Here is a 21,467-nt window from a genome sequence, read left to right as displayed (position 1 = left end):
AGGAGTTGTCCTAGTGTTTTAGGACAACTCCTTCTATTTGCAGGATGCTTTTGTGAGCGTATTCCCCATTACTTTTAATCACTTGCGCCGATTTGTAGCTTCTGTTGCAATTTATCTTCACTAAAGATCCACCCAGTGTAGGAATTAATCACGTTTAGTTCTTCATCGATATGAGCTACTGCAACAAAAGGATAGTGATCATTACTTCGATATCGTAAATCGATCAATCGAACTTCTGTAAGACCATTCTCAAGCTCGGAAATTTCCCAACGGTATAATGGAGAAAAGGAAAGAAAGGCGCTTAAGTTTGAGTCTTCCAATGCTCTTTCAACAATCGGTGTTTTTGGGAGCGGGTGAATTTCAAACTTGTCATAAATATTGACCGTTCTACCGTATGCACGGCCAACATAATAATGAGTTTTTGATTTTGCTGCAACACGCCAATTGAAAAAACGCATTGTGGGAGCAACAATAACATAGTCCTCGTCCTGAATGGTATGGTGAACCGCTCTTTTTACTGCGGCTTGCAATACAAAACGTAAAATGTAATAGCCGATAATTATTAAGTACATGATAGAGAATGTGTTTACAGGATTAAAGCCAAACGCCCAAAGTAAAATACCAATACAATGTATACCAAAGATTATTGGATCAAAGGTATTGATTACACCAAGTGCTACCCATTTTTTTGAGAATGGTCTCAAAGCCTGTGTTCCATAAGCATTAAAAATATCTACAAATACATGAAGAAAGACTGCAAGAAAAGTCCAAAGCCATAAGTGTAGGATATCCGCTTCTTGGAAAATTAAGCTTAATAGAGCCGTAATGGCAATTGGCCATAAAAGCACTGCTGGTATAGAATGCGTAATTCCTCGATGATGGCGAATATAAATCGCATTATTTCGTAATTTTAATACGGTATCTACATCTGGTGCTTGTGAACCGATAATCGTACCTGCCATTACGGCAGCGAATCCCATTGTATTATTTGCTACAACAGGGTCTGCTAAAGCTAATCCACCTAAAGCAACGCCCATTACTAAGTGTGTGCCTGAATCCAAACGTATCAACTCCTCGTATATGGAGGATTTTGGCCATATACTTGCCAGTATTATTTAAAGTAGAATATTGATAAAATGAACTATCATTAAAATTATTATACCCGAATTTTATAATTTAAAATCGAGATTTGTCGGAGGAAATCATGAATTATCAATACACAAATGAATTTCGGCATCATTTAGTCGAATGGTTTAACAAGGAGAAACGAGATTTACCATGGAGACGTACATCAGATCCTTATAAAATATGGGTTTCAGAGGTTATGCTCCAACAAACAAGGGTTGATACAGTTATCCCTTATTACAATCGCTTTTTAGAAAAGTATCCGACTTTGCAAGATCTTGCCTATGCTCCCCAAGAGGAATTATTAAAAATGTGGGAAGGACTCGGCTATTATTCTCGTGCACGAAATTTGCAAGCAGGTGTTAAAGAAGTTGTAGAAAAATATAATGCTGCTGTACCTGATAATCGTCATGATATCTCTAAGCTTAAAGGTGTTGGTCCTTATACAGCAGGAGCAATTCTAAGTATAGCCTACAAAAAAGCAGAACATGCAGTAGACGGAAATGTCATGCGTGTATTAAGTAGAGTTTTACATATAGAAGAAGATATTGCATTGCACAAAACTCGTAAAGTATTTGAAGAAGCAGTTGAGATGCTGATAGATGAACAGCACCCGGGTGATTTCAATCAAGCTTTAATGGACCTTGGAGCCATGATTTGTACACCCACATCTCCGAAATGTTTACTTTGTCCTGTGCGAGATTATTGCACTGCTTTTAGTGAAGGCGATGCGGACCAATTACCCAAAAAATCGAAGAAAGTTAAAAATAAAAAAGTGCACTTTAAAGTTTTTATTGCTACCGATCAAGAAGGTAGATTCTTAATAGAAAAACGTCCAAGTGAAGGGTTATTAGCAGATATGTGGCAATTCCCGATGATTGAGACCAACGAAAATTCGATATGTGAGGAAACGTTCGAGCAAAACTACAATGTTCAAATAGCAAACTATATTGATAAGGATTTATTAAAGTTTAAGCATGTTTTTTCTCATCTAACTTGGGAGATGGATTGTATACAGGTCCAAGCTGAACAAAAAATGGAGCTACCGAATGATGCGCATTTTCAGCCTATTGAACAAATCAGAACTTTACCAATGCCAGTACCAATGTTGAAGATTTTGAATGTTCTGAATTAACTTATTTTAAAATTGTCGAATAAACTCATATCCTTCCGTCCACAATACATTTACGGAGGTGATAACAAATGGCTAACAACAACAACCGTAATAACCGCAACAACAACAATAACAACAATAACAACAACAACAATGAAGAGTTTGCGGTAGATCAAGATTTCCAACAAGCTCGTCAACAAAACCAAAAACAAAACCAACAAAACAACCAACGTAATAACAACAACGAAAACAACGACTAATAATATAGTCACCCTAACTCGAGTGTAAATAAAGTGAATTCACTTTTAGGTATAGACATCTACTGTCTATACCTTAATTTTTTAGCTTAAAATATTTACATAATATACATATAATAAATTCAAGATTAATCTAATTTTTACCAACTTATTTGAAAAATATGTTCTTCAAGCTACAAGTTTTTGATTAGCATTGCTATAATAGACCTAATAGTTGCTAGATGATTGAAATTTTCAAATTCGACAAAAATATCACCAAGCGATGTAAATACATACATAGAGACGAAAAGGTGGGCTTTACATGACAATACCTATAGAAGGAGAAACGATACAAATACATAGTTATAAGCATAATGGTCGCATCCACCGTGTCTGGCAAGAAACGATGGTTTTAAAAGGAACAAAGAACATATTTATTGGAGCAAATGAGCGTACCCTAGTAACGGAATCCGATGGACGAACTTGGCTGACGAGGGAACCATCCATTTGTTATTTTCATGCAGAGCATTGGTTCAACATTATTTGTATGCTTCGCGAAGATGGCGTCTATTACTACTGTAATATGAGCTCGCCATATGTTTTTGATAATAATGCCATTAAATATATTGACTATGATTTAGATATAAAAGTCTTTCCAGATATGTCCTATACATTATTAGATGAAGATGAATATGAGCAACATAAAAAGGAAATGGGCTACCCGGAAGTAATCGATAAAATCCTAAAACGTAATGTTAATAAGCTTGTAAGCTGGATCAAGCAAAAAAGAGGTCCCTTCGCCCCTGATTTTATCGAAGTCTGGACAAACCGTTATCTATTTAATAAAGAGATGCAATCAAAAGAAAAATAAATGGGATGGGGAAAAACATTTTTGTTTTTCTCCATTTTTTGTTTGGAGCTAACATTATTGGGGAGAATCTTTGCCTAATGATGCATATATCGGTGGAATAAAATGCATCTTGATAGGGTAATTGTTTTATAGCACTTCAAGTTGCAATCATGACAATCAAAATTGCAACTTGTACAAAATTAATTCAAAACGTAAGTTCAACGTGTAAGCAAGCCCTAAAAACCTAAAAATGTGTAATTGATATCAAACTAGAGTATAGTGGTAATCAAGTGTCCAAATTTGGACGCCTATCAACCATTGTGTTTTGTTTATAAAGGAAGTGAATTTTTTGGATAGTATTAAACGTTATATGCGTTTTGTGAAGCCCTATCGCTGGGAGATTCTATTAACGATTGTGATTGGGATCATTAAATTTGCAATCCCGTTATTTATCCCGATATTGATCAAAATTGTTATTGATAATATCATTAATGCACCAGATTTAACAGACAGTCAAAAAATTACGGAACTGGTTTATTGGTTAGGCGGAACAGTCATTTTATTCTTTATCATTCGTCCGCCAATTGAATATTATCGACAATATTTTGCTCAGCATGTTGGTAACAAAGTGTTATTTGACATTCGTCAGGAATTATTTGGCCACTTACAAAAATTAAGCTTGAAATATTATGCAAATACACGGGCAGGGGAAGTTATTTCTCGTGTTATTAATGATGTAGAACAAACGAAAAACTTTATCATGATTGGCCTGATGAACCTTTGGCTGGATGTTGCTACAATTTTAATAGCTATTGCTATCATGCTAACAATGGATGTGAAGTTAACGATCGTTGCAATTATTGCACTGCCTTTCTTCGGCTTTAGTGTAAAGTATTTCTTCGGTAAGCTCCGAGATTTAACGAGAAAACGTTCCCAGGCTTTAGCACATGTTCAAAGTTATTTGCATGAGCGGGTAAGTGGCATTAGTATCATCAAAAGCTTTACCCTGGAAAAGCACGAGCAACAGATTTTTGATAAAGAAAATGGAGAGTTTCTAGATCGTGCCCTTGACCATACAAAGTGGAATGCAAAATCCTTCGCAGTGGTCAACACCATAACAGATATTGCCCCGTTACTTGTAATTGGGTATGCAGGTTATCAAGTCATTCAAGGAGATTTAACGGTCGGAACAATGGCTGCTTTTTATGCTTATATTGAACGCTTATATAGTCCGCTGCGTCGTTTGGTAAACTCATCTACAACTTTAACTCAGTCGATTGCTTCAATGGATCGAATGTTTGAGTTAATGGATGAAGAATACGACGTTCAAGATAAGGAATATGCTCGGACATTGCCATCTGTTAAAGGACAAGTTTCATTTGAGAATGTAAATTTCCAATATGAAAAAGAAGGACAAATGATATTAAAAAATATTAACTTGGATATTAAGCCGGGTGAAACAGCCGCCTTTGTTGGAATGAGTGGGGGAGGTAAATCGACAATTGTTAGTTTAATCCCTCGTTTTTATAATGTGACAGGTGGTGCTGTCAAAATTGATGGTATCGATGTAAAAGATGCGGTTATTCATTCCCTGCGTGCACAAATCGGAATCGTGCTTCAGGATAATATATTATTTAGTGATTCTGTTAAGCAGAATATTTTAATGGGTAAACCCGATGCTACGGATGATGAAGTCATTGCTGCTGCAAAAGCTGCTAATGCCCATGATTTCATAATGACTTTACCAGAAGGTTACGATACAAAAGTTGGGGAACGCGGGGTTAAACTTTCAGGTGGACAAAAACAGCGAGTTGCTATTGCTCGTGTATTCCTAAAAAATCCGCCGATATTAGTATTGGATGAAGCAACCTCAGCATTGGATTTAGAAAGTGAAGCGCTAATCCAGGATTCTTTGGAACGTTTAGCAAGTAATCGAACAACGATTATTATTGCCCATCGATTATCTACAATTACTCATGCAGATAAAATTTTCGTCATTGATCATGGTGAATTAGTAGAAGAGGGCAATCATGAAACATTAATGGAGAAGCAAGGGGTATACTATGATTTATTCCAAATTCAAAAATTAGATTAGCTGTATCTTCGCCAAAAATTGCTTAAGTCTACTTCTTTTCTATCATTGGCTTAGAAATATTCCAAAAAATATTAAAAAAATTTACGACATAAAATGCTCAAGTAAGTCAATTTTCGACTTATCTGAGCATTTTTATTTTGTCTAAAAATTCCTTTCGATAGCTTTGTTCTAGGGTCTTCGCCGAGGCGCATGAAAGTAGATTTTAGGAAATTAGCATGATAAAGTGGCGAACCTGTTGATTTCTGTCGAAAAAATTTTGTGCTATTTTCAATTTTTTTAGCATAAAAAATATGAATTACTAGATTTCAACTCTATCAATTTTTCAAAGTAATAGAAAAAGAAAAGTGATACTAGTTTAGATGGTCACTAATCGTTATGGAGGGACATGATGAAAAGAAACTTACTACTGCAAGTAAAAGATTTAGAAACAACTTTTTTCACAGAAGATGGGAGAGTCCCTGCGGTTGATCATATTGATTTTCATATTAATGAGGGAGAAATTTTAGGAATTGTAGGAGAGTCGGGTTGTGGGAAAAGTGTAACCTCTCTATCGATTATGGGGTTAGTCCCTTCACCACCTGGAAAGATTACATCGGGTCAAATTCTTCTAGGGGAGCTTGATTTAACGAAACAAAGCGAAAAGCAAATGAGGAAAATTCGTGGGAAAGAAGTGGCGATGATTTTCCAAGAACCGATGACATCTTTAAATCCCCTATACACAATTGGGAACCAACTAATTGAAGCAATATCATTGCACGACAAAAAATTGAAAAAGAAGGAAGCGGCGAGTAAAGCCATTGAAATGATGAAGTTAGTAGGGTTGCCAAGAGCTGAAGAACTAATGAAAGACTATCCCCATCAATTATCAGGTGGAATGCGCCAGCGTGTAATGATCGCAATGGCCTTATTATGCAACCCGAAGTTATTAATTGCCGATGAGCCGACTACTGCACTTGATGTAACCATACAAGCTCAGATTTTAAAATTGATGAAAGAACTGAATAACCAATTTAAAACCGCAGTCCTACTCATTACTCATGATTTAGGGGTTGTTGCGGAAGTTTGCGAACGAGTCGTAGTAATGTATGCAGGACAAATTGTGGAAGAAGCTCCAGTAGCGGAGATTTTTAAAAACCCTCAGCATCCCTATACTAAAGGCTTGCTTCAATCAGTTCCTGATATGCGCTATAAGAAGGAAACTTTATATTCCATCAAAGGCAATGTGCCAAAGCCAGGTTCTATTCAAATGGGATGTCGTTTTGCACCACGCTGTGAATATGCATCAGAACGTTGTGTGACTGAAAATCCTCCATTATTTGAAGTTGGTGAAACAATCGTTCATAAATCTAGATGCTTCTTACAGGAAATGGAGGGAATCAATATTGCAGAACGTGTTATTGAAGGTAGATAAATTAAAGAAATATTTTCCAAAACGTACGTCATCTTTAAAGACGGTAACTCATGTCAAAGCAGTAGATGACGTTTCATTTGAAGTATATGAAGGGGAAACCCTTGGGATTGTAGGGGAGTCAGGTTGTGGAAAATCAACAACGGGACGAACAATTATGCGATTGCTAGAACCAACTTCTGGTTCGATAGAGTTTGAAGGTGAAGATCTTTCTAAGCTATCTAAAAAAATGATGCGCAAAAAAAGAAGAGATATTCAAATGGTGTTTCAGGACCCCTATGCATCTTTAAATCCTAGGCATACAGTGAAGAAGATTCTAGAAGAGCCTTTGATTGTTCATGGGATTGGAAATTCGCAAGAACGAAAAGAAAAGGTAGAAGAATACTTAGATATTGTGGGACTTGATAGCTATCATGCAAAGCGATATCCACATCAATTTAGTGGCGGCCAGAGACAACGTGTTGGAATTGCGCGAGCTCTTATGACGAATCCGAAGCTTATTATTGCAGATGAGCCAGTATCGGCTTTAGACGTTTCTATCCAAGCACAGGTGCTTAATCTAATGCAGAGATTGCAGGAAGATTTGAAGCTTACTTATGTTTTCATAGCACATGACTTAGGGGTTGTTCGCCATATTAGTGATCGAGTGGCGGTTATGTATTTAGGGAGTGTTGTAGAGTTGGCAGAAAGTGAATCCTTATATGCTGAGCCTCTGCATCCATATACAAAAGCATTACTATCGGCTGTTCCGATTCCTGACCCAACCTTTGAGAGGGAAAAAATGATAATAACAGGTGATATCTCAAATTCAGTATCAGAAACAGGGTGTAAGTTCCAAGTTAGATGCCCTTATGCAACAGTTACTTGCAAGATGAAAACCCCAGATTTAATAGAAGTCAAACCAGGTCACTCTGTTGCGTGTCATTTATATACTACTGATTAGAAGTTTACTAATTCGAAGTCAGAATAGGAGAAACATAGGTTTTGCGAGATACGCATAACCTCATGTTGCTTAATGATGCGCAGCAATGACATATATATTATAGGGAAATAGGGAGGGTATTTATGAAGAAAAGCAAGCTGTGGTCTTTAGGACTATTTTTGTTGCTTGCTCTTTCAGTAGTGTTAGCTGCGTGTAGCGCTGATGAAGGAACAACTGAAGAGCCAACAGAAACTAATGAAGAAACAACTGATGGAACAACGACAGAAGAAACAGAAGAAGCGGTTCCTCAAACTCTAGTATTCGGTCGTGGTGGAGATTCTGTATCACTTGACCCTGCAATTGTTACTGATGGTGAATCCTTCAAAGTAACAGAAAATATTTATGAAACTTTACTGAACTTTGGAGAACAAGATACAACGGTTAATCCAGGTTTAGCAAAAGACTGGGAAGTTAGTGAAGATGGTTTGACTTATACTTTCCATTTACAAGAAGGCGTTAAGTTCCACGATGGGACAGACTTCAATGCAGAAGCGGTTGTGAAAAATGTTGAACGCTGGAAAGGTGGAGCGGAAGAGCAGTTCTATTACTTCCACTCGATGTTTAAAGCAGAAGGTGAGGATATCATTGCAAGTGTTGAAGCTACTGATGACTTAACTGTAGTATTCACACTTTCTCGTCCACAAGCGCCATTCTTAAAAAATATCGCAATGAGTCCATTCGGTATCGCCTCACCAACTGCATTTGAAGCAGCCGGAGAGTCATTCGGAGATAATCCAGTAGGTACTGGTCCATTTAAATTTGTTGAATGGAAACGAAACGATTCAATCACAGTTGCAAAGAATGAAGAGTACTGGCAAGAAGGACTTCCAAAATTAGATACAATTATCTTCCGTGCTATTCCTGATAACTCAGCACGTTTAAATGCTTTAATGACTGGTGAAATTGACTTGGCTGATGGTATTAATCCATCAGATGCATCGACTGTAGAATCTAATGCAGATTTACAATTGATTGAACGTCCATCTATGAATGTTGGGTATTTAGGTTTAACAAATACTCGTCCACCATTTGACAATAAGCTAGTACGTCAAGCAGTGAACTATGCAATTGACAAACAAGCAATTGTTGATGCTTTCTTCCAAGGGCGTGCAGAAGTTGCAGTGAACCCGATGCCTCCATCAATTGGCGGATATAATGAGGAAATCGCAGGATATGAATACAATCCTGAAAAAGCGAAAAAATTATTAGCTGAAGCTGGCTATGATGGTAGTGAAATTGAGCTTTGGGCAATGCCTGTACCACGTCCGTATATGCCGGATGGACAAAAAGTAGCTGAAGCTATTCAGAAAAATCTAAGCGATGTTGGTATCCCTTCTAAGATCGTCACATTTGAATGGGCAACATATTTAGAAAAAGCGAAAAATGGAGAAGCGGATGCATTCCTATTAGGATGGACTGGTGATAATGGTGATGCTGACAACTTCATTTACACATTATTAGACAAAGATACGATTGGCAGTAACAACTATGCTTACTATTCAAGTGATGAAGTACACGAATTGTTAATTGCAGCACAGTCTGAAATTGACGAAGAAAAACGCGCTGACTTATATAAACAAGCACAAGAAATAATCCATGAAGATGCGCCATGGGTTCCTTTAGCTCACTCCATTCCATTACTAGCAGGGAAAAAAGGAGTTACAGGTTATTTACCACACCCAACAGGCTCCGAAAGCTTAGTAAACGTATCTATGGAGTAAAAGAAACAGTACCAGGTACACAAACAATTCTAAATTGTTTGTGTACCTGGTACAAACACTAAAAAAAGAGGTGACGTGATGCTTCGCTACATAGGGAAACGGATTTTACATTTGATTCCTGTGCTATTAGGAATGACCTTCATCGTATTTTTGATAATCCGTGCGATACCAGGTGATCCAGCTCAAGTGATATTAGGACAACAAGCAACTGAGGAAGCGACGAAAGCGTTACGAGAAAAGCTTGGTCTCGACCAGCCATGGTATATTCAATATTTTGATTACTTAAAAGGGCTATTAACGGGTGATTTAGGAGAGTCCCTTCGAACAAGGCAGCCTATTTCAACTGAAGTTTGGCCCTATTTGGCTGCAACAATTGAATTAGCTATTTTTGCTATGATCATAGCAGTAGTTATTGGAATGAATGCAGGAATTATCTCGGCATGGTTCCAAAATTCATGGTTTGACTATATTGCAATGGTGATAGCTTTAATAGGTGTATCAATGCCAATTTTTTGGCTTGGCTTGATGGAGCAATGGACATTTAGTCTGGAGTTGAAGTGGCTTCCAACATCAGGTCGGGAAGAGGTTCGAGATCCAGTCCAGGCAATAACCCATTTCTATTTGATTGATACGTTGATACATGGTCGCATTGATCAATTCTGGGTAACGATTAAACATTTAATTTTACCTGGTGTGGCCCTTGCAACGATTCCAATGGCCATCATTGCCCGAATGACACGATCTTCCATGTTAGAGGTGCTTCGTTCTGATTACATTCGAACAGCTCGTGCAAAAGGTCAAAGAATGGGGAAAGTTGTTTATAAGCATGCATTAAAAAACGCTTTAATTCCGATTATCACGATTATTGGATTACAAACAGGCCTCCTTTTAGGCGGAGCAATTTTAACGGAGACAATATTTAGTTGGCCGGGGATAGGTCGCTATATTTATGAGGCAATTGGTTTCCGGGATTACACAGTAATCCAATCAGGAATCTTAATAGTAGCCTTTATGTTCGTCATGATAAACCTTGTTGTCGATATTTTATATTCGGCTATTGATTCACGAATTAAATATAACTAGAGGGGAGTGGGATACATGCCTGAACTGGTTTCTAATTCAGTTAACTTAAATGTAAAGGAAGAGAAAATAGTTGGACCGTGGAAAGTAGCATGGCGAAGCTTTCGAAAAAGTAAAGCGGCACTAGTTGGCACAGCAATAGTTGTGTTTTTCATTCTACTTGCGATATTTGGTCCATTGATAGCACCGGAGGGAATCAATGAGCAGAAATTACAGGATCCAAGTTTGCGATTAGCCCCCCCTTCTGGTGAATATTGGCTGGGAACTGATGATTTTGGTAGAGATATTTTTTCACGAGTAGTTTATGGAGCAAGGATATCTTTAGCGGTCGGTTTTTTATCCGTCATCCTGTCGGTAGTAGTGGGGAGCTTTTTAGGTATTATTGCAGGCTTTTATGGTCGCATAATTGATACGATTATTTCAAGAGTATTTGATATTATGTTGGCTTTCCCTAGTATTTTATTAGCTATTGCGATTGTTTCAATCTTGGGTCCGTCGCTGCAGAACGCTTTAATTGCCATTGCCATTATCAATATTCCGAACTTTGGGCGGTTGATCCGTTCAAAAGTATTAAGTGTGAAAGAAGAAGAATATATTGTTGCTGCCAGAGCAATCGGCATGAAGGATTCACGGATATTGTGGAGACATATATTGCCGAATTCGTTTTCTCCGGTTATCGTTCAAGGGACATTAGCCATTGCTACTGCGATTATCGAAGCAGCTGCCTTAAGCTTTTTAGGTTTAGGCGCAGAAGCACCACAGCCAGAGTGGGGCAAAATGCTTTCGGATGCACGTGTTCATTTAATGACTGCACCGTGGACGATGATTTTCCCGGGACTAGCGATCATGTTAACGGTTCTAGGTTTCAACCTAATGGGAGATGGATTGCGTGACGCACTAGATCCGAAGATGAAAAATTAGAAAGGGTGAGCTGAATTTGGCTCACCCTTTTCTTTCTTTACTCAATTGGAAATAAATCAGATGACAAATAACGTTCCCCAGTATCTGGCGCCAAACAAAGGACTCTTGCAGATGAAGGAAGTTGTTTAGCTAACTCAATGGCAAAGTATGCCGAAGCTGCACCAGAAGCGCCTACTAAAATTCCTTCTTCAGCAGCAAGTCTTCTAGCGATAGTTTGCGCATGGTCATCCTCAATGTGAAGAATATCATCAAATACTTCAGGATTTAAAATTTTCGGTATAAATCCTGGTCCTGTTCCGGGAATTTTATGAGGTCCAGGGGCTCCTCCAGCTAGTACTGGGGATCCAGCAGGTTCAACTACATAAATTTTTAAATTTGGGAGGCGTTTTTTTAACTCTTCTCCTGTTCCCGTTACTGTACCACCCGTACCGGCAGTTAACACAAGAACATCCAGCTGTTCATCAAATGCTTCTAAAATTTCCACTGCAGTTGTCGTACGATGAGCATCGGCATTTGCATGGTTATCAAATTGTAAGGGAATAAAGCTATTTGGTATACCCTCTGCAATGCGAACTGCTTCATCAATAGATCCCTGCATACGTAAATTAGCAGGTGTTAAATGAACTTCTGCACCATAGGCTTGCATTAGCTGTACACGTTCTTTTGTTGCGTTGTCAGGCATTGTAATTATACAAGGGTAGCCTTTTACTGCACAGACCATTGCAAGACCAATCCCGGTATTGCCTGAAGTAGGCTCGATGACTGTACTTACACGTGGAATGAGTTTACCTTCAATTTCTGCTTGTGCAATCATATTCAAGGCAGCACGGTCTTTCACACTACCTCCTGGATTAAAGGATTCCAATTTCATGTAAACTTCAGCGCCGTTTTCGGACGGTAATTTATTTAATTTAACGATTGGCGTATTTCCAACTAGTTCAAGAATATTATTATGAAGTTTCATCATCAAAACACCTTTCATAGTAAATTGACAAAAGCTAGGCAAATTTACTGCCTAGCTTTAGCTTTTACGTTAATTATAAAACTTTTCCAACAAGTTGACTAATTTCTAACATTAATGTGTCTAGTACCTATTCTTTTAGAGCTTCTTCCAAGTAAGAAAGATTTACTAAGCCATCAATGTTATCAGAAGAAATATAGCCAGCATCCTTAGAAATCGTCGCCATCTCTTTTAAAATATCTTCTTTTACATCAATCGTAGGAGTTAAGCGAGTAAAGGCTTTTGTTACTTCATCCTTCGATAGATCTTTACCAGTAAGTTCTTTTACGTGATCAAGGAATAGTTGAATTGCTTCTTCAGGATTTTCGCTGATGAATTCAACAGCTTGGTTGTAAGCTTTTAATGTCTTTTTCGTCAGTTCTGGATTATTAGAAGTGAAAGCTTTTCTAGCAGTAACAACTGTATTGGTAGATTCACTACCCCAAGCAAATTCCGATGCATCTAATAGAAGCTTCGCATTACCATTTGTTTCGATGTTAACGCCCCATGGCTCTTGTGTAGCAGCCGCTTCAATTTCACCCTTTAGCATTAATGCTGCAGTATCAGCTGGAGCTTGCTTAATTGTTGTAACGTCGGCATTTCCAGTAGAGCTGGCAGTTAACCCAGCATCTTGAAGTGATTTCATTAAACCTACATCTTGCGTACTACCGAATGTTGGTACAGCAACTTTTTTACCTTTTAAATCTTCAACACTATTAATGCCTGAATCTTTTCCAACAACTAGTACAGCACCACCATTTACAGCTCCAGCAATTATTTCATGCTCTGGATTTTTCACATATGTGTTTAAGGCAGGTGTTGGACCAACTGTACCGATATCAATGGAGTTTGTTGACATTGCTTCCATAAATGCTGAACCATCATTGAACGTACTAGTAGAAATAGTAATCCCTTCACCAAATTGTTCAGTATAGAATCCTTTTTCAAGGGCAACGATTGTTGCGATATGGGTCATATTTGGAAAGTAGCCAATTCGAATTTCAGTTGCAGAATCTTTTTCGGCATTTGATTCTTCGCCACCTCCGCAAGCGGCCAGGACTGAAATTACCAGTGTTAAAATAGTTAAAAATAATATACTCTTTTTCATTTTTCTTCTCCTTAGTGGGTAGTTTGGATACCCCATTTTCTTAATACAATTCGTTCAATTCTTACAAAGATAAAGTTATCGATAAAGGAACCAATAATTCCAATAATGATCATAATACTGAAGATTAAATCCATTGCCTGGATGGAACGACCTAAATCAAGCAGTGTTCCAAGTCCGCCACTACCACCTAGTAACTCTCCTGCTAAAACCGCACGCCAAGCTAATGCCCAGGCTAAACGTAAACCAGCAATTTGCTGGGGTATGGTTGATTTAAAGATGACTGTTCTAAACAGGTGGAAACCAGAAGACCCCATTGTACTAGCCACACGAATTAGTAGGGGAGGAACACTTTTAAAAGCAGTACTTGATGTAATGGTAATGGAAAGGGCAGCTCCTAAAATAACGATGAAAATAACAGAGCCAACACCTAATCCAAACCATAGAATTGCTAATGGCATCCACACGATATTAGGAATTGCCTGTAAGCTTGTTACAAAAAAGCCAAGAGTGTCATCGACAATTTTATATTTATAAATTAAGAATCCAAGTACAAATCCGATGATGACAGCTACGATGAAGCCGATAAATAATCGGATAAGGGAGGAGCCTGTAGCCTCTAATAATTGACCACTTATTATTCCGTTTACTAATGTTTTTACAACTGTAACGCCACCAGGGTCATTAGGGATGATTAATGGCGGCCACATAAAAGCAGGGAAGACTTCGAATTTAGATATCGCTTCCCATATTGTTATCAGGATCAACACGAAGATGGTCCGTCTTAAGAGCGTAATCACTACCTAATTCCTCCTTCAGCACTTTTTCCATTTCTTGTTCAAGCTCTGTTAGTATTCGATTCTCTAAATGTATTAAAATGCTGTCTGAAGAACTTCTGGGGCGGGCTGCCTGCACCGGGAAGATGTTTTTTATTCCTCCAGGACGTGTTTTCATTAATACAATTCGATCTGATAAGACAACAGCTTCACGAATATTATGAGTTACAAAAATGATTGTTTTTCCTGTTTCGCGCCAAAGCTTCTCAAGCTCCTTATGTAATACCATTCGAGTCTGTTCATCTAATGCAGCAAATGGTTCATCCATTAAAAGGATCTCTGGATCTGTTACTAATGCTCGGGCAATGGCAACGCGTTGTTTCATCCCACCCGATAATTCATGGGGCATGGCATGAGCGAATTTTCCAAGGTGAACCTTTTGCAGCCAATCAAGTGCACGACTTTTTGCTTCTTCTTTAGGTACTTTTTTTATAAGAAGACCGTACATAACATTGTCCAAAACACTCATCCAAGGGAATAATCCGGATTCCTGGAAGACAACTATTCTATCGTTCCCTGGTCCTTTAATAGGTTTATCATTAACTAGTAGGCTACCAGAAGATTCTTTTTCCAGTCCTGCCACTATATTTAAAAGTGTGGATTTACCACAACCGGATGGGCCCAATAAGGAAACAAATTCTCCCTTTTTAATCGTTAGGGAAACATCATCTAACGCGATTGTAGGAGTGTAATCTTTTCTCTGGAACTCTTTATGAACATTTTGAAGAATAATATGTTGTTCCGTCATTATTAAACCCTCCATTCCAATAAAACATATTAATATACTAAGATTTAATTAGTTTCAATTTTATGTTTTGTATTTTAATCTTTCTGTCACTTTTGTTACAAAAATTCAGAATAATTATTATAATAAACATTAGTAAGGAAGAAGGGGGGATTTCTATGTTTATAGAACTTGAACATTTTAGCAAAAAGATAAATGTGAAAAAAGGACAGATGATTTATAAAACAGGAGATGCCATCAATACTGTCTATTTCCTGAAACAGGGACTAGTTAAGTTAGCTGAAGATGGAGATGATGGCCATCCCGTCACAATCGCACTACTACAAGATGGGGAATTGTTTGGTTTTTTGGATCGATTAAATAATCATTTAGAGCATACTCAGTATTCAGTTGCATTAAAAGATTCCACACTTCTCGCATTCCCGATAGAAGTATTATTAAAACATATAGAAAATCTTCCTGCTGTTGAAAGTGCTGTGTTTTATTCATTAGTTAGGCAACTTGCTGAAGCTAAGCAATTCGTTTATATCCATTCAAAAATGACAGTACCTGAAAGAATTAGCTGGTTTTTGATAAAACTTGCTAATATGGAAAATGGGATTGCTACTATAAATATCCCGCTAACACATGAAGAAATTTCTTATATGGTTGGGTGTAGCCGACAAAAGGTAACGACCTATTTAAATAAGTGGAAAAAGGAAGGCATCATTCAATATGATCGTGGTTTTATACAATTGGTAGATATCGATAAGCTTTAGAAAATAAAAAACTCCCCATGATGTTACTTCATGGGGAGTTAGTTTAATAAAAGCTTTGCTCTAAATCGGAGTTTTTTTCTTCACTGTGGTAGCTTCTATAGGAAACGATTAAAGTATCTAAATGCTCTAAGTTTTCCTCGTAATCCAAAAGACGAGAGAAAATGTAAAACAGATGGTAACTTGAGAATTCCTCTTCACCTTCACGCTTTTGTTCGAAGGCGATTTGTTGTATAAGCTGTTCCATTACATCAACATATTTTTTGTCTTGTTCATCAACCCATTTTGAATGCTCCGGTTTTAACTTTCCAGTAAACTTTAACAGTAATTGTTCATGGAAAGTGAGTAGGAAGTCCAGACGTTCCTGTACCATTGCACGGAATTGGCCAGGTAAATTTGCGATTTCATTTTCATGCTTATGCAAACGATGCAAGAGCTCTAAACTTTTTTTCGTTGTAGTAATCATTTGACGATATACGACGAGTTTACGAGCTTGGACAAATCTTTTTTTCTTGGAGTAATGTCGTTCTTCTTTATAGAAGTCATACATTTTTTCAACATCACTAAGACGTCCCTGAAATTTATTTAGTGCAGCTTTTGTGGATGTATGTTCAGATGCTTGTCTTGCTGCAAGTCGAGTCCAGCGAATAATGTCATCCTGCAATGAGTCAATCATTGTGAATAATTTAATTTCATATCGTGGTGGAAGAAATACTAAATTCACGACAAATGCTGCAAAAACCCCTACCATGACCGTTGCAAATCGGACGACACCAAATTGTAGGAAGTCATCCCCTTCAAATATCATAATAGCTACTACGGTAACAAGTGCTAAAGATATCGAACTATCCAGCTTGAACCTTCTCATCAATCCAATCACTATGATGGCTGCAATCCCTATTGCAACAATATGATGACCAAAAACCAACCCAAATAATACGGCCACAGTAGCACCGATTAGATTTCCTTGAATTTGTTCAAGGATGGACAAGTAAGAACGGTAAATAGATGGTTGAATGGCAAAAATAGCCGCAATCCCAGCGAAAACAGGTGAAGGTAAGTTTAGTAATTCTGCCAGAAAAAGTGCAAATACAATGGCTACACCTGTCTTTAATACACGGGCACCTAATTGCATGTGAAAATACGCCCTCTCTTTTTTCAATACTTTACCCCTCAGAAACGTGAGGAAATCACATTACTTTACCTAATTTTCTCACCTGGGTCAACTAGTTTAGTGTATAGATATTGAATTAAAAATATTAGTAAAGTTTTGTAATCTTTTTTATATTAATTGTGAAAATGCATAATCTACGGCTGCAATTGTTTCGACAATATCTTCTTCTTTGTGTTCAGTTGTTAAGAACCATGCTTCATATTTAGAAGGAGCAAGATTTACTCCTTTTGAAAGCATTAATTTGAAGAAGCGACCGAACATTTCACCATCAGAGTTTTCGGCTTGCTCGTAGTTTTCAACTTTTACATTTGTAAAGTACAGAGTTAATGCCCCTTTTAAGCGATTGAGAGTAATTGGTACACCGTGTTTTTCTGCAGCTTCTAAAATGCCTTTTTCGAGTAGGGCACCTAGTCGATCCATCTCTTCGTAAACACCAGGTTGTTTTAACACTTCAAGACATGCGATTCCTGCAAGCATCGACGCTGGGTTTCCAGCCATTGTTCCAGCTTGGTATGCAGGTCCAAGTGGTGCAACAGTTTCCATAATTTCTTTACGACCACCATAAGCACCGATTGGCAATCCACCACCAATAATTTTACCCATAGCTGTAAGATCAGGCGTTAAGCCAAGTAAATCCTGCGCAGCACCATAATGGAATCGGAAAGCGGTAATAACTTCATCATGGATTGTTAGTGCACCTTTTTCTTTTGCTGTCGCATGAACGAACTCTAAGAATCCTGGTTGAGGCTCAACTATACCAAAGTTTCCTACGATTGGCTCGATTAGAATTGCTGCAACCTCATCGCCCCATTTATCCATCGCTAATTGGAATTCTTCTTTATTATTAAACGGCACTGTAATTACTTCAGTAGCTACAGCAACAGGCACACCTGCTGAATCTGGAGAGCCTAGTGTAGCAGGACCGGAACCGGCAGCAACTAGTACTTGGTCAAAATGTCCATGGTAGCATCCAGCAAATTTAATGATTTTAGTACGTCCCGTATAAGCACGGGCAACACGTACTGTCGTCATTACTGCTTCTGTACCTGAGTTTGTGAAACGCACTTTATCTAAAGAAGGAATTGCGTCTTTTAACATTTTGGCGAATTTTACTTCATGCTCAGTAGGAGTTCCGTATAAAACACCTGTTTCCGCAGCGTGAGCGATTGCTTTTGCGATATGTGGATGACCAAATCCTGTAATAATTGGACCGTAAGCAGCTAAGTAGTCAATGTAGCGGTTACCGTCTACATCCCAAAAGTACTGACCTTTTCCTTTTGCCATGACAACAGGTGCACCACCGCCAACTGCTTTATACGAACGTGATGGACTGTTTACTCCACCAACGATATGCTCTAAAGCCTGTATTTGGATTTCTTCAGATTTAGTATGATTCATTTGTAAAGCCTCCTCATTGATTTCACATCTTATTGTAGACCTATTCGAAAGCGAATGCCAAAGAATTTGAAACTCGTACCCTTCTTTTGTACGATAGAGAGAAGGGAGGGAGATCTATGGATTCGTTAGTCAATATGGAAGCACCAGATTTTATATTATTAAATGAAAAAGAAGAGAAAGTATCTTTAAAAGATTATAGAGGTAAAAAGGTTGTACTCTATTTTTACCCGAAGGATATGACACCGGGTTGTACAACAGAAGCATGCGATTTTCGTGATCACCATGAAGAGTTTTCTAATTTAAATACGGTGATACTTGGCGTCAGTGGTGATGAAGCAAATAAGCATACAAAATTTATAGAAAAGTACGGCCTGCCTTTTTCGTTACTAGTTGACGAACATCACGAGGTAGCCGAAAAATACGGTGTTTGGGTATTGAAAAAAATGTATGGTCGCGAATTTATGGGAATCGAACGCTCGACTTTCCTTATTAATGAAGAGGGAATTATTGAAAAAGAATGGCGTAAAGTAAAAGTGAAAAATCATATTGAAGAAGTTTTAGAAAGTTTACGTTAAATATAGCAAGTTTTCATAGTGGAGGGGAAAGAGCGATGAAAGTATATTTTACATTTGATTCAAGGCCCGATTTACAAAAACAATTAGTTGATGAATTTCCTGAAATCGAGTTTGCGTTTCGTAAGGGAATAGTTGTGGAGGATTTAGAATCAGCAGAAGTAATTGTTACATATGGTGAAGATTTATCGGAAGAAGATATCGCTAAAGCTCAAAACCTAAAATGGATCTTCGTGGCTTCCGCAGGTGTTGAAAAAATGCCTAAAAATGCAATTGCCGAACGAAATATCCTCGTATCAAATGTTCGAGGAATTCATAAAAAGCCGATGACGGAATCGATTCTGGCACATATCTTGTCCATAAAACGAATTTTACCAACAATATATCAAAACCAAAGAAATAAAGTTTGGGATAAAAGAGGCGGTCGCCCAACAGAACTAAATGGAAGTACGGCATTAATCATTGGTCCGGGGGCAATAGGTGGTGAAATTGGAAGACTGTTACAGGCTTTTGAAGTTTACACAATCGGCTGCAATCGAAGTGGAAATCCTGCAGATTATATGAATGAAACCTATCGTATAGATGATTTAGCAGAACACTTGCCGAAAGCAGATATCGTTATTTCGGTTTTGCCAAGCACTGATGAAACGGAGCATCTAATAAAATACGAGCATTTCCAATTAATGAGGGATAATGCAATCTTTCTGAATTTTGGCAGAGGAAATCTAGTGAGTACAGATGTACTTGTTCGTGCACTTGAAGAGAATCAAATTCTGCATGCGGTCCTAGATGTTTTTGAGGAAGAGCCGCTTCCGCTTAATAGCAGGCTTTGGGAATTGGATAATATAACGATTTCCCCTCATTGCTCAAGCCACTCTTCTCGTTATTTGGAGAGAAGTTTTGAAATATTTATCCCAAGCCTGAAGAAATATCTAAATGGTGAGACTGGCATTGAGAATAAAATGGATATTTTACGTGGTTATTGAGAATAAAATATTTGTATTGAAGGACGCAGCATGGCTCATATACTGAATATTTCTTATGTTTATAATAATAAATAATTAATAATGGTATTTTTTTATTATCAAACACGCTAAACTAATAGTAGAAGGTAGAGATTTGTTGACTCAAATCGATAATTTGAGTACACTAATTATAACTATTATAAACTAAGAATTATTTAGAAAGAGGTGCATGGCGATGTCTGAAATGCATTTAAAAGATGCCCTAGACACGTTAAAGACAACTGGTGTAAGAATTACTCCGCAGCGTCATGCTATTTTGGAATATTTAATTGAATCAATGACACATCCAACTGCAGATGAAATATATAAAGCTCTTGAAGGTAAGTTTCCCAATATGAGTGTAGCAACTGTTTACAATAACCTACGCGTTTTCCGTGAATCAGGTTTAGTGAAGGAACTAACATATGGAGATGCAGCAAGTCGATTTGATTTCGTTACAAATGACCATTATCACATGATTTGTGAGTCCTGTGGAAAGATTGTGGATTTCCATTATCCAGGTTTAAACGAAGTGGAACAATTTGCATCGCATGTAACAGGCTATAAGGTACATTCACATCGTCTAGAATTATATGGTACTTGTCAAGAATGTCTTGAAAATGCCGGTAAACAAGTATTGTAGTCACGCTTAAGCCTAGTAACGGTATGTTGCTAGGTTTTTTTTTACAAAGCTTGCGTGGATGAAAACCCTTAACATCATGATTTGGCAAGAAGCAGCAAATTAAAAAAGCCGACTCTGCTTAGGAGTCGACTAAAGTGTTAATTTTTCTTATTGTAATCTTGATTGAATTCTTTGCCTTCTAATGTAGGATCTAGTGTAAGTGGTTCATTACAATACATACACATATCAACTCGTCCTAGTACCTTGGTATGTCTATTGCAATTCGGGCATACTACTTGTACAGCTCTAGTTGAAAGTAAACCGATCCAACCATATACTGCCGTACTGCCAATAATGCATAATAACCCTAATGTCATGAAGATGATAACCAATATTTGATTTTCGCGGAAGAAAATTGCCCCGTACATTATTACAAAACCGATGAAAATTAGTGATAGGGCAAATGAGCGAATCTTATTTATTTTATTTTTATATGTCTTTGCCATAATTCTTTAGCCTCCCAATCTAGATTCTACTATAACATAGAACTTTTTCATATGAGGATAAGAAAGCATAGAAATTTTTAAGAATAGATACATAAAATATAAGTTGGAACTTTTACTTTCAATATAAGTTCTTTATTAGCAAATAGAAAATAAGAAGGATTCTTTTTATGGATGTCGAAAAACAAAATAATGTAATTGTATTAGGAGGATTATTATGG

At 37.5% G+C, this 21,467-nt stretch carries 22 protein-coding genes (1 of these 22 only partly in view); 14 read left to right on the top strand and 8 right to left on the bottom strand.

Annotation, left to right across the window (positions count from 1 at the left end; translation table 11 throughout):
* Positions 1-74 precede the first annotated feature (74 nt).
* Positions 75-1,061: a metal-dependent hydrolase gene (locus C1N55_RS17125; RefSeq protein WP_137729925.1), complete on the bottom strand. Its 987-nt coding sequence runs from the start codon at positions 1,059-1,061 to the stop codon at positions 75-77.
* Between the two features lie 143 nt (positions 1,062-1,204).
* On the opposite strand from C1N55_RS17125, the gene mutY reads away from it, so the two are divergent.
* The 9 genes from mutY (at position 1,205) to C1N55_RS17085 (ending at position 11,532) form a co-directional block, all read left to right on the top strand.
* Positions 1,205-2,260 (top strand): A/G-specific adenine glycosylase, encoded by a 1,056-nt coding sequence (mutY, locus tag C1N55_RS17120; RefSeq protein WP_137729924.1) that lies wholly within the window; start codon positions 1,205-1,207, stop codon positions 2,258-2,260.
* Between the two features lie 68 nt (positions 2,261-2,328).
* Entirely contained in the window at positions 2,329-2,499 is a 171-nt protein-coding gene (locus tag C1N55_RS20620; protein ID WP_168193891.1) for a hypothetical protein, read from the top strand.
* Between the two features lie 298 nt (positions 2,500-2,797).
* Positions 2,798-3,346: a nucleoside tri-diphosphate phosphatase gene (locus C1N55_RS17115; protein ID WP_137729923.1), complete on the top strand. Its 549-nt coding sequence runs from the start codon at positions 2,798-2,800 to the stop codon at positions 3,344-3,346.
* 328 nt (positions 3,347-3,674) lie between these two features.
* Entirely contained in the window at positions 3,675-5,420 is a 1,746-nt protein-coding gene (locus C1N55_RS17110; protein ID WP_137729922.1) for an ABC transporter ATP-binding protein, read from the top strand.
* Between the two features lie 385 nt (positions 5,421-5,805).
* On the top strand, positions 5,806-6,831 hold the full coding sequence (locus C1N55_RS17105; RefSeq protein WP_370452542.1) for an ABC transporter ATP-binding protein: 1,026 nt from the start codon (positions 5,806-5,808) through the stop codon (positions 6,829-6,831).
* Entirely contained in the window at positions 6,803-7,771 is a 969-nt protein-coding gene (locus tag C1N55_RS17100) for an ABC transporter ATP-binding protein (RefSeq protein WP_137729920.1), read from the top strand. The genes C1N55_RS17105 and C1N55_RS17100 overlap by 29 nt, the downstream gene beginning before the upstream one ends.
* A gap of 122 nt (positions 7,772-7,893) precedes the next feature.
* Complete coding sequence (locus C1N55_RS17095; protein ID WP_137729919.1) at positions 7,894-9,531, top strand: ABC transporter substrate-binding protein; 1,638 nt, start codon at positions 7,894-7,896, stop codon at positions 9,529-9,531.
* 78 nt (positions 9,532-9,609) lie between these two features.
* Positions 9,610-10,614 carry an ABC transporter permease gene (locus tag C1N55_RS17090; RefSeq protein ID WP_137729918.1) on the top strand — a complete coding sequence of 335 codons (1,005 nt, stop codon included), beginning with the start codon at positions 9,610-9,612 and terminating at the stop codon, positions 10,612-10,614.
* Between the two features lie 15 nt (positions 10,615-10,629).
* Positions 10,630-11,532 (top strand): ABC transporter permease, encoded by a 903-nt coding sequence (locus C1N55_RS17085; RefSeq protein ID WP_137729917.1) that lies wholly within the window; start codon positions 10,630-10,632, stop codon positions 11,530-11,532.
* Between the two features lie 37 nt (positions 11,533-11,569).
* Here C1N55_RS17085 and cysK read toward each other — a convergent pair whose 3' ends face one another.
* The 4 genes from cysK to C1N55_RS17065 all read right to left on the bottom strand — a co-directional run bounded on the left by cysK (position 11,570) and on the right by C1N55_RS17065 (position 15,221).
* A complete protein-coding gene (gene cysK, locus C1N55_RS17080; RefSeq protein WP_137729916.1) occupies positions 11,570-12,496 on the bottom strand; it encodes a cysteine synthase A in 927 nt (308 codons plus the stop codon).
* Positions 12,497-12,623: 127 nt separating this feature from the next.
* Complete coding sequence (locus C1N55_RS17075; RefSeq protein WP_137729915.1) at positions 12,624-13,640, bottom strand: ABC transporter substrate-binding protein; 1,017 nt, start codon at positions 13,638-13,640, stop codon at positions 12,624-12,626.
* An 11-nt stretch (positions 13,641-13,651) separates the two neighbouring features.
* The gene (locus C1N55_RS17070) at positions 13,652-14,437 is read right to left on the bottom strand and encodes an ABC transporter permease (RefSeq protein ID WP_137729914.1); all 786 of its coding nucleotides are present in this window, start codon (positions 14,435-14,437) and stop codon (positions 13,652-13,654) included.
* Positions 14,370-15,221 carry an ABC transporter ATP-binding protein gene (locus C1N55_RS17065; RefSeq protein WP_137729913.1) on the bottom strand — a complete coding sequence of 284 codons (852 nt, stop codon included), beginning with the start codon at positions 15,219-15,221 and terminating at the stop codon, positions 14,370-14,372. The genes C1N55_RS17070 and C1N55_RS17065 overlap by 68 nt, the downstream gene beginning before the upstream one ends.
* Before the next feature lie 155 nt (positions 15,222-15,376).
* Here C1N55_RS17065 and C1N55_RS17060 point away from each other — a divergent pair, with 155 nt between their 5' ends.
* Positions 15,377-15,976: a Crp/Fnr family transcriptional regulator gene (locus tag C1N55_RS17060; RefSeq protein ID WP_168193890.1), complete on the top strand. Its 600-nt coding sequence runs from the start codon at positions 15,377-15,379 to the stop codon at positions 15,974-15,976.
* Positions 15,977-16,019: 43 nt separating this feature from the next.
* On the opposite strand, the gene C1N55_RS17055 is transcribed toward C1N55_RS17060, so the two are convergent.
* Together C1N55_RS17055 and C1N55_RS17050 are read right to left on the bottom strand one after the other, a co-directional pair.
* Positions 16,020-17,108, bottom strand: coding sequence for an FUSC family protein (locus tag C1N55_RS17055; RefSeq protein WP_137730676.1), 1,089 nt, complete (start codon positions 17,106-17,108; stop codon positions 16,020-16,022).
* A 147-nt stretch (positions 17,109-17,255) separates the two neighbouring features.
* Positions 17,256-18,545 (bottom strand): glutamate-1-semialdehyde 2,1-aminomutase, encoded by a 1,290-nt coding sequence (locus C1N55_RS17050; protein WP_137729911.1) that lies wholly within the window; start codon positions 18,543-18,545, stop codon positions 17,256-17,258.
* Positions 18,546-18,661: 116 nt separating this feature from the next.
* Here C1N55_RS17050 and bcp point away from each other — a divergent pair, with 116 nt between their 5' ends.
* The 3 genes from bcp (at position 18,662) to perR (ending at position 20,764) form a co-directional block, all read left to right on the top strand.
* Positions 18,662-19,120: a thioredoxin-dependent thiol peroxidase gene (bcp, locus tag C1N55_RS17045; protein WP_137729910.1), complete on the top strand. Its 459-nt coding sequence runs from the start codon at positions 18,662-18,664 to the stop codon at positions 19,118-19,120.
* 35 nt (positions 19,121-19,155) lie between these two features.
* On the top strand, positions 19,156-20,103 hold the full coding sequence (locus C1N55_RS17040) for an NAD(P)-dependent oxidoreductase (RefSeq protein WP_137729909.1): 948 nt from the start codon (positions 19,156-19,158) through the stop codon (positions 20,101-20,103).
* Between the two features lie 214 nt (positions 20,104-20,317).
* On the top strand, positions 20,318-20,764 hold the full coding sequence (gene perR, locus C1N55_RS17035) for a peroxide-responsive transcriptional repressor PerR (protein ID WP_137729908.1): 447 nt from the start codon (positions 20,318-20,320) through the stop codon (positions 20,762-20,764).
* 137 nt (positions 20,765-20,901) lie between these two features.
* Here perR and C1N55_RS17030 read toward each other — a convergent pair whose 3' ends face one another.
* Positions 20,902-21,249, bottom strand: coding sequence for a YgzB family protein (locus C1N55_RS17030; protein WP_137729907.1), 348 nt, complete (start codon positions 21,247-21,249; stop codon positions 20,902-20,904).
* Positions 21,250-21,463: 214 nt separating this feature from the next.
* Between C1N55_RS17030 and C1N55_RS17025 the strand changes: the two genes are divergently transcribed.
* On the top strand, positions 21,464-21,467 hold the 5' end (the start) of the coding sequence (locus tag C1N55_RS17025) for a nucleotidyltransferase-like protein (protein ID WP_137729906.1). It continues 887 nt past the right edge of the window; only the first 4 of its 891 coding nucleotides appear in the window; it begins with the start codon at positions 21,464-21,466; its stop codon lies beyond the right edge, outside the window.

Origin of the sequence: Lysinibacillus sp. SGAir0095 (assembly GCF_005491425.1) — a bacterium.
In the GTDB taxonomy this organism is placed as follows: domain Bacteria; phylum Bacillota; class Bacilli; order Bacillales_A; family Planococcaceae; genus Ureibacillus.
The sequence above is the reverse complement of the archived record's forward strand: the minus strand, read 5'-3'. Positions and strand labels throughout refer to the sequence as shown.

What these genes read in the sequence shown, in the direction of transcription:
- mutY (WP_137729924.1), top strand. Translation starts at nt 1,205, where the DNA reads ATGAATTATCAATACACAAATGAATTTCGGCATCATTTAGTCGAATGG.
- C1N55_RS20620 (WP_168193891.1), top strand. Translation starts at nt 2,329, where the DNA reads ATGGCTAACAACAACAACCGTAATAACCGCAACAACAACAATAACAAC.
- C1N55_RS17115 (WP_137729923.1), top strand. Translation starts at nt 2,798, where the DNA reads ATGACAATACCTATAGAAGGAGAAACGATACAAATACATAGTTATAAG.
- C1N55_RS17105 (WP_370452542.1), top strand. Translation starts at nt 5,806, where the DNA reads ATGATGAAAAGAAACTTACTACTGCAAGTAAAAGATTTAGAAACAACT.
- C1N55_RS17095 (WP_137729919.1), top strand. Translation starts at nt 7,894, where the DNA reads ATGAAGAAAAGCAAGCTGTGGTCTTTAGGACTATTTTTGTTGCTTGCT.
- C1N55_RS17090 (WP_137729918.1), top strand. Translation starts at nt 9,610, where the DNA reads ATGCTTCGCTACATAGGGAAACGGATTTTACATTTGATTCCTGTGCTA.
- C1N55_RS17085 (WP_137729917.1), top strand. Translation starts at nt 10,630, where the DNA reads ATGCCTGAACTGGTTTCTAATTCAGTTAACTTAAATGTAAAGGAAGAG.
- cysK (WP_137729916.1), bottom strand. Translation starts at nt 12,496, where the DNA reads ATGAAACTTCATAATAATATTCTTGAACTAGTTGGAAATACGCCAATC.
- C1N55_RS17075 (WP_137729915.1), bottom strand. Translation starts at nt 13,640, where the DNA reads ATGAAAAAGAGTATATTATTTTTAACTATTTTAACACTGGTAATTTCA.
- C1N55_RS17065 (WP_137729913.1), bottom strand. Translation starts at nt 15,221, where the DNA reads ATGACGGAACAACATATTATTCTTCAAAATGTTCATAAAGAGTTCCAG.
- C1N55_RS17060 (WP_168193890.1), top strand. Translation starts at nt 15,377, where the DNA reads ATGTTTATAGAACTTGAACATTTTAGCAAAAAGATAAATGTGAAAAAA.
- C1N55_RS17055 (WP_137730676.1), bottom strand. Translation starts at nt 17,108, where the DNA reads ATGCAATTAGGTGCCCGTGTATTAAAGACAGGTGTAGCCATTGTATTT.
- C1N55_RS17050 (WP_137729911.1), bottom strand. Translation starts at nt 18,545, where the DNA reads ATGAATCATACTAAATCTGAAGAAATCCAAATACAGGCTTTAGAGCAT.
- bcp (WP_137729910.1), top strand. Translation starts at nt 18,662, where the DNA reads ATGGATTCGTTAGTCAATATGGAAGCACCAGATTTTATATTATTAAAT.
- C1N55_RS17040 (WP_137729909.1), top strand. Translation starts at nt 19,156, where the DNA reads ATGAAAGTATATTTTACATTTGATTCAAGGCCCGATTTACAAAAACAA.
- perR (WP_137729908.1), top strand. Translation starts at nt 20,318, where the DNA reads ATGTCTGAAATGCATTTAAAAGATGCCCTAGACACGTTAAAGACAACT.
- C1N55_RS17030 (WP_137729907.1), bottom strand. Translation starts at nt 21,249, where the DNA reads ATGGCAAAGACATATAAAAATAAAATAAATAAGATTCGCTCATTTGCC.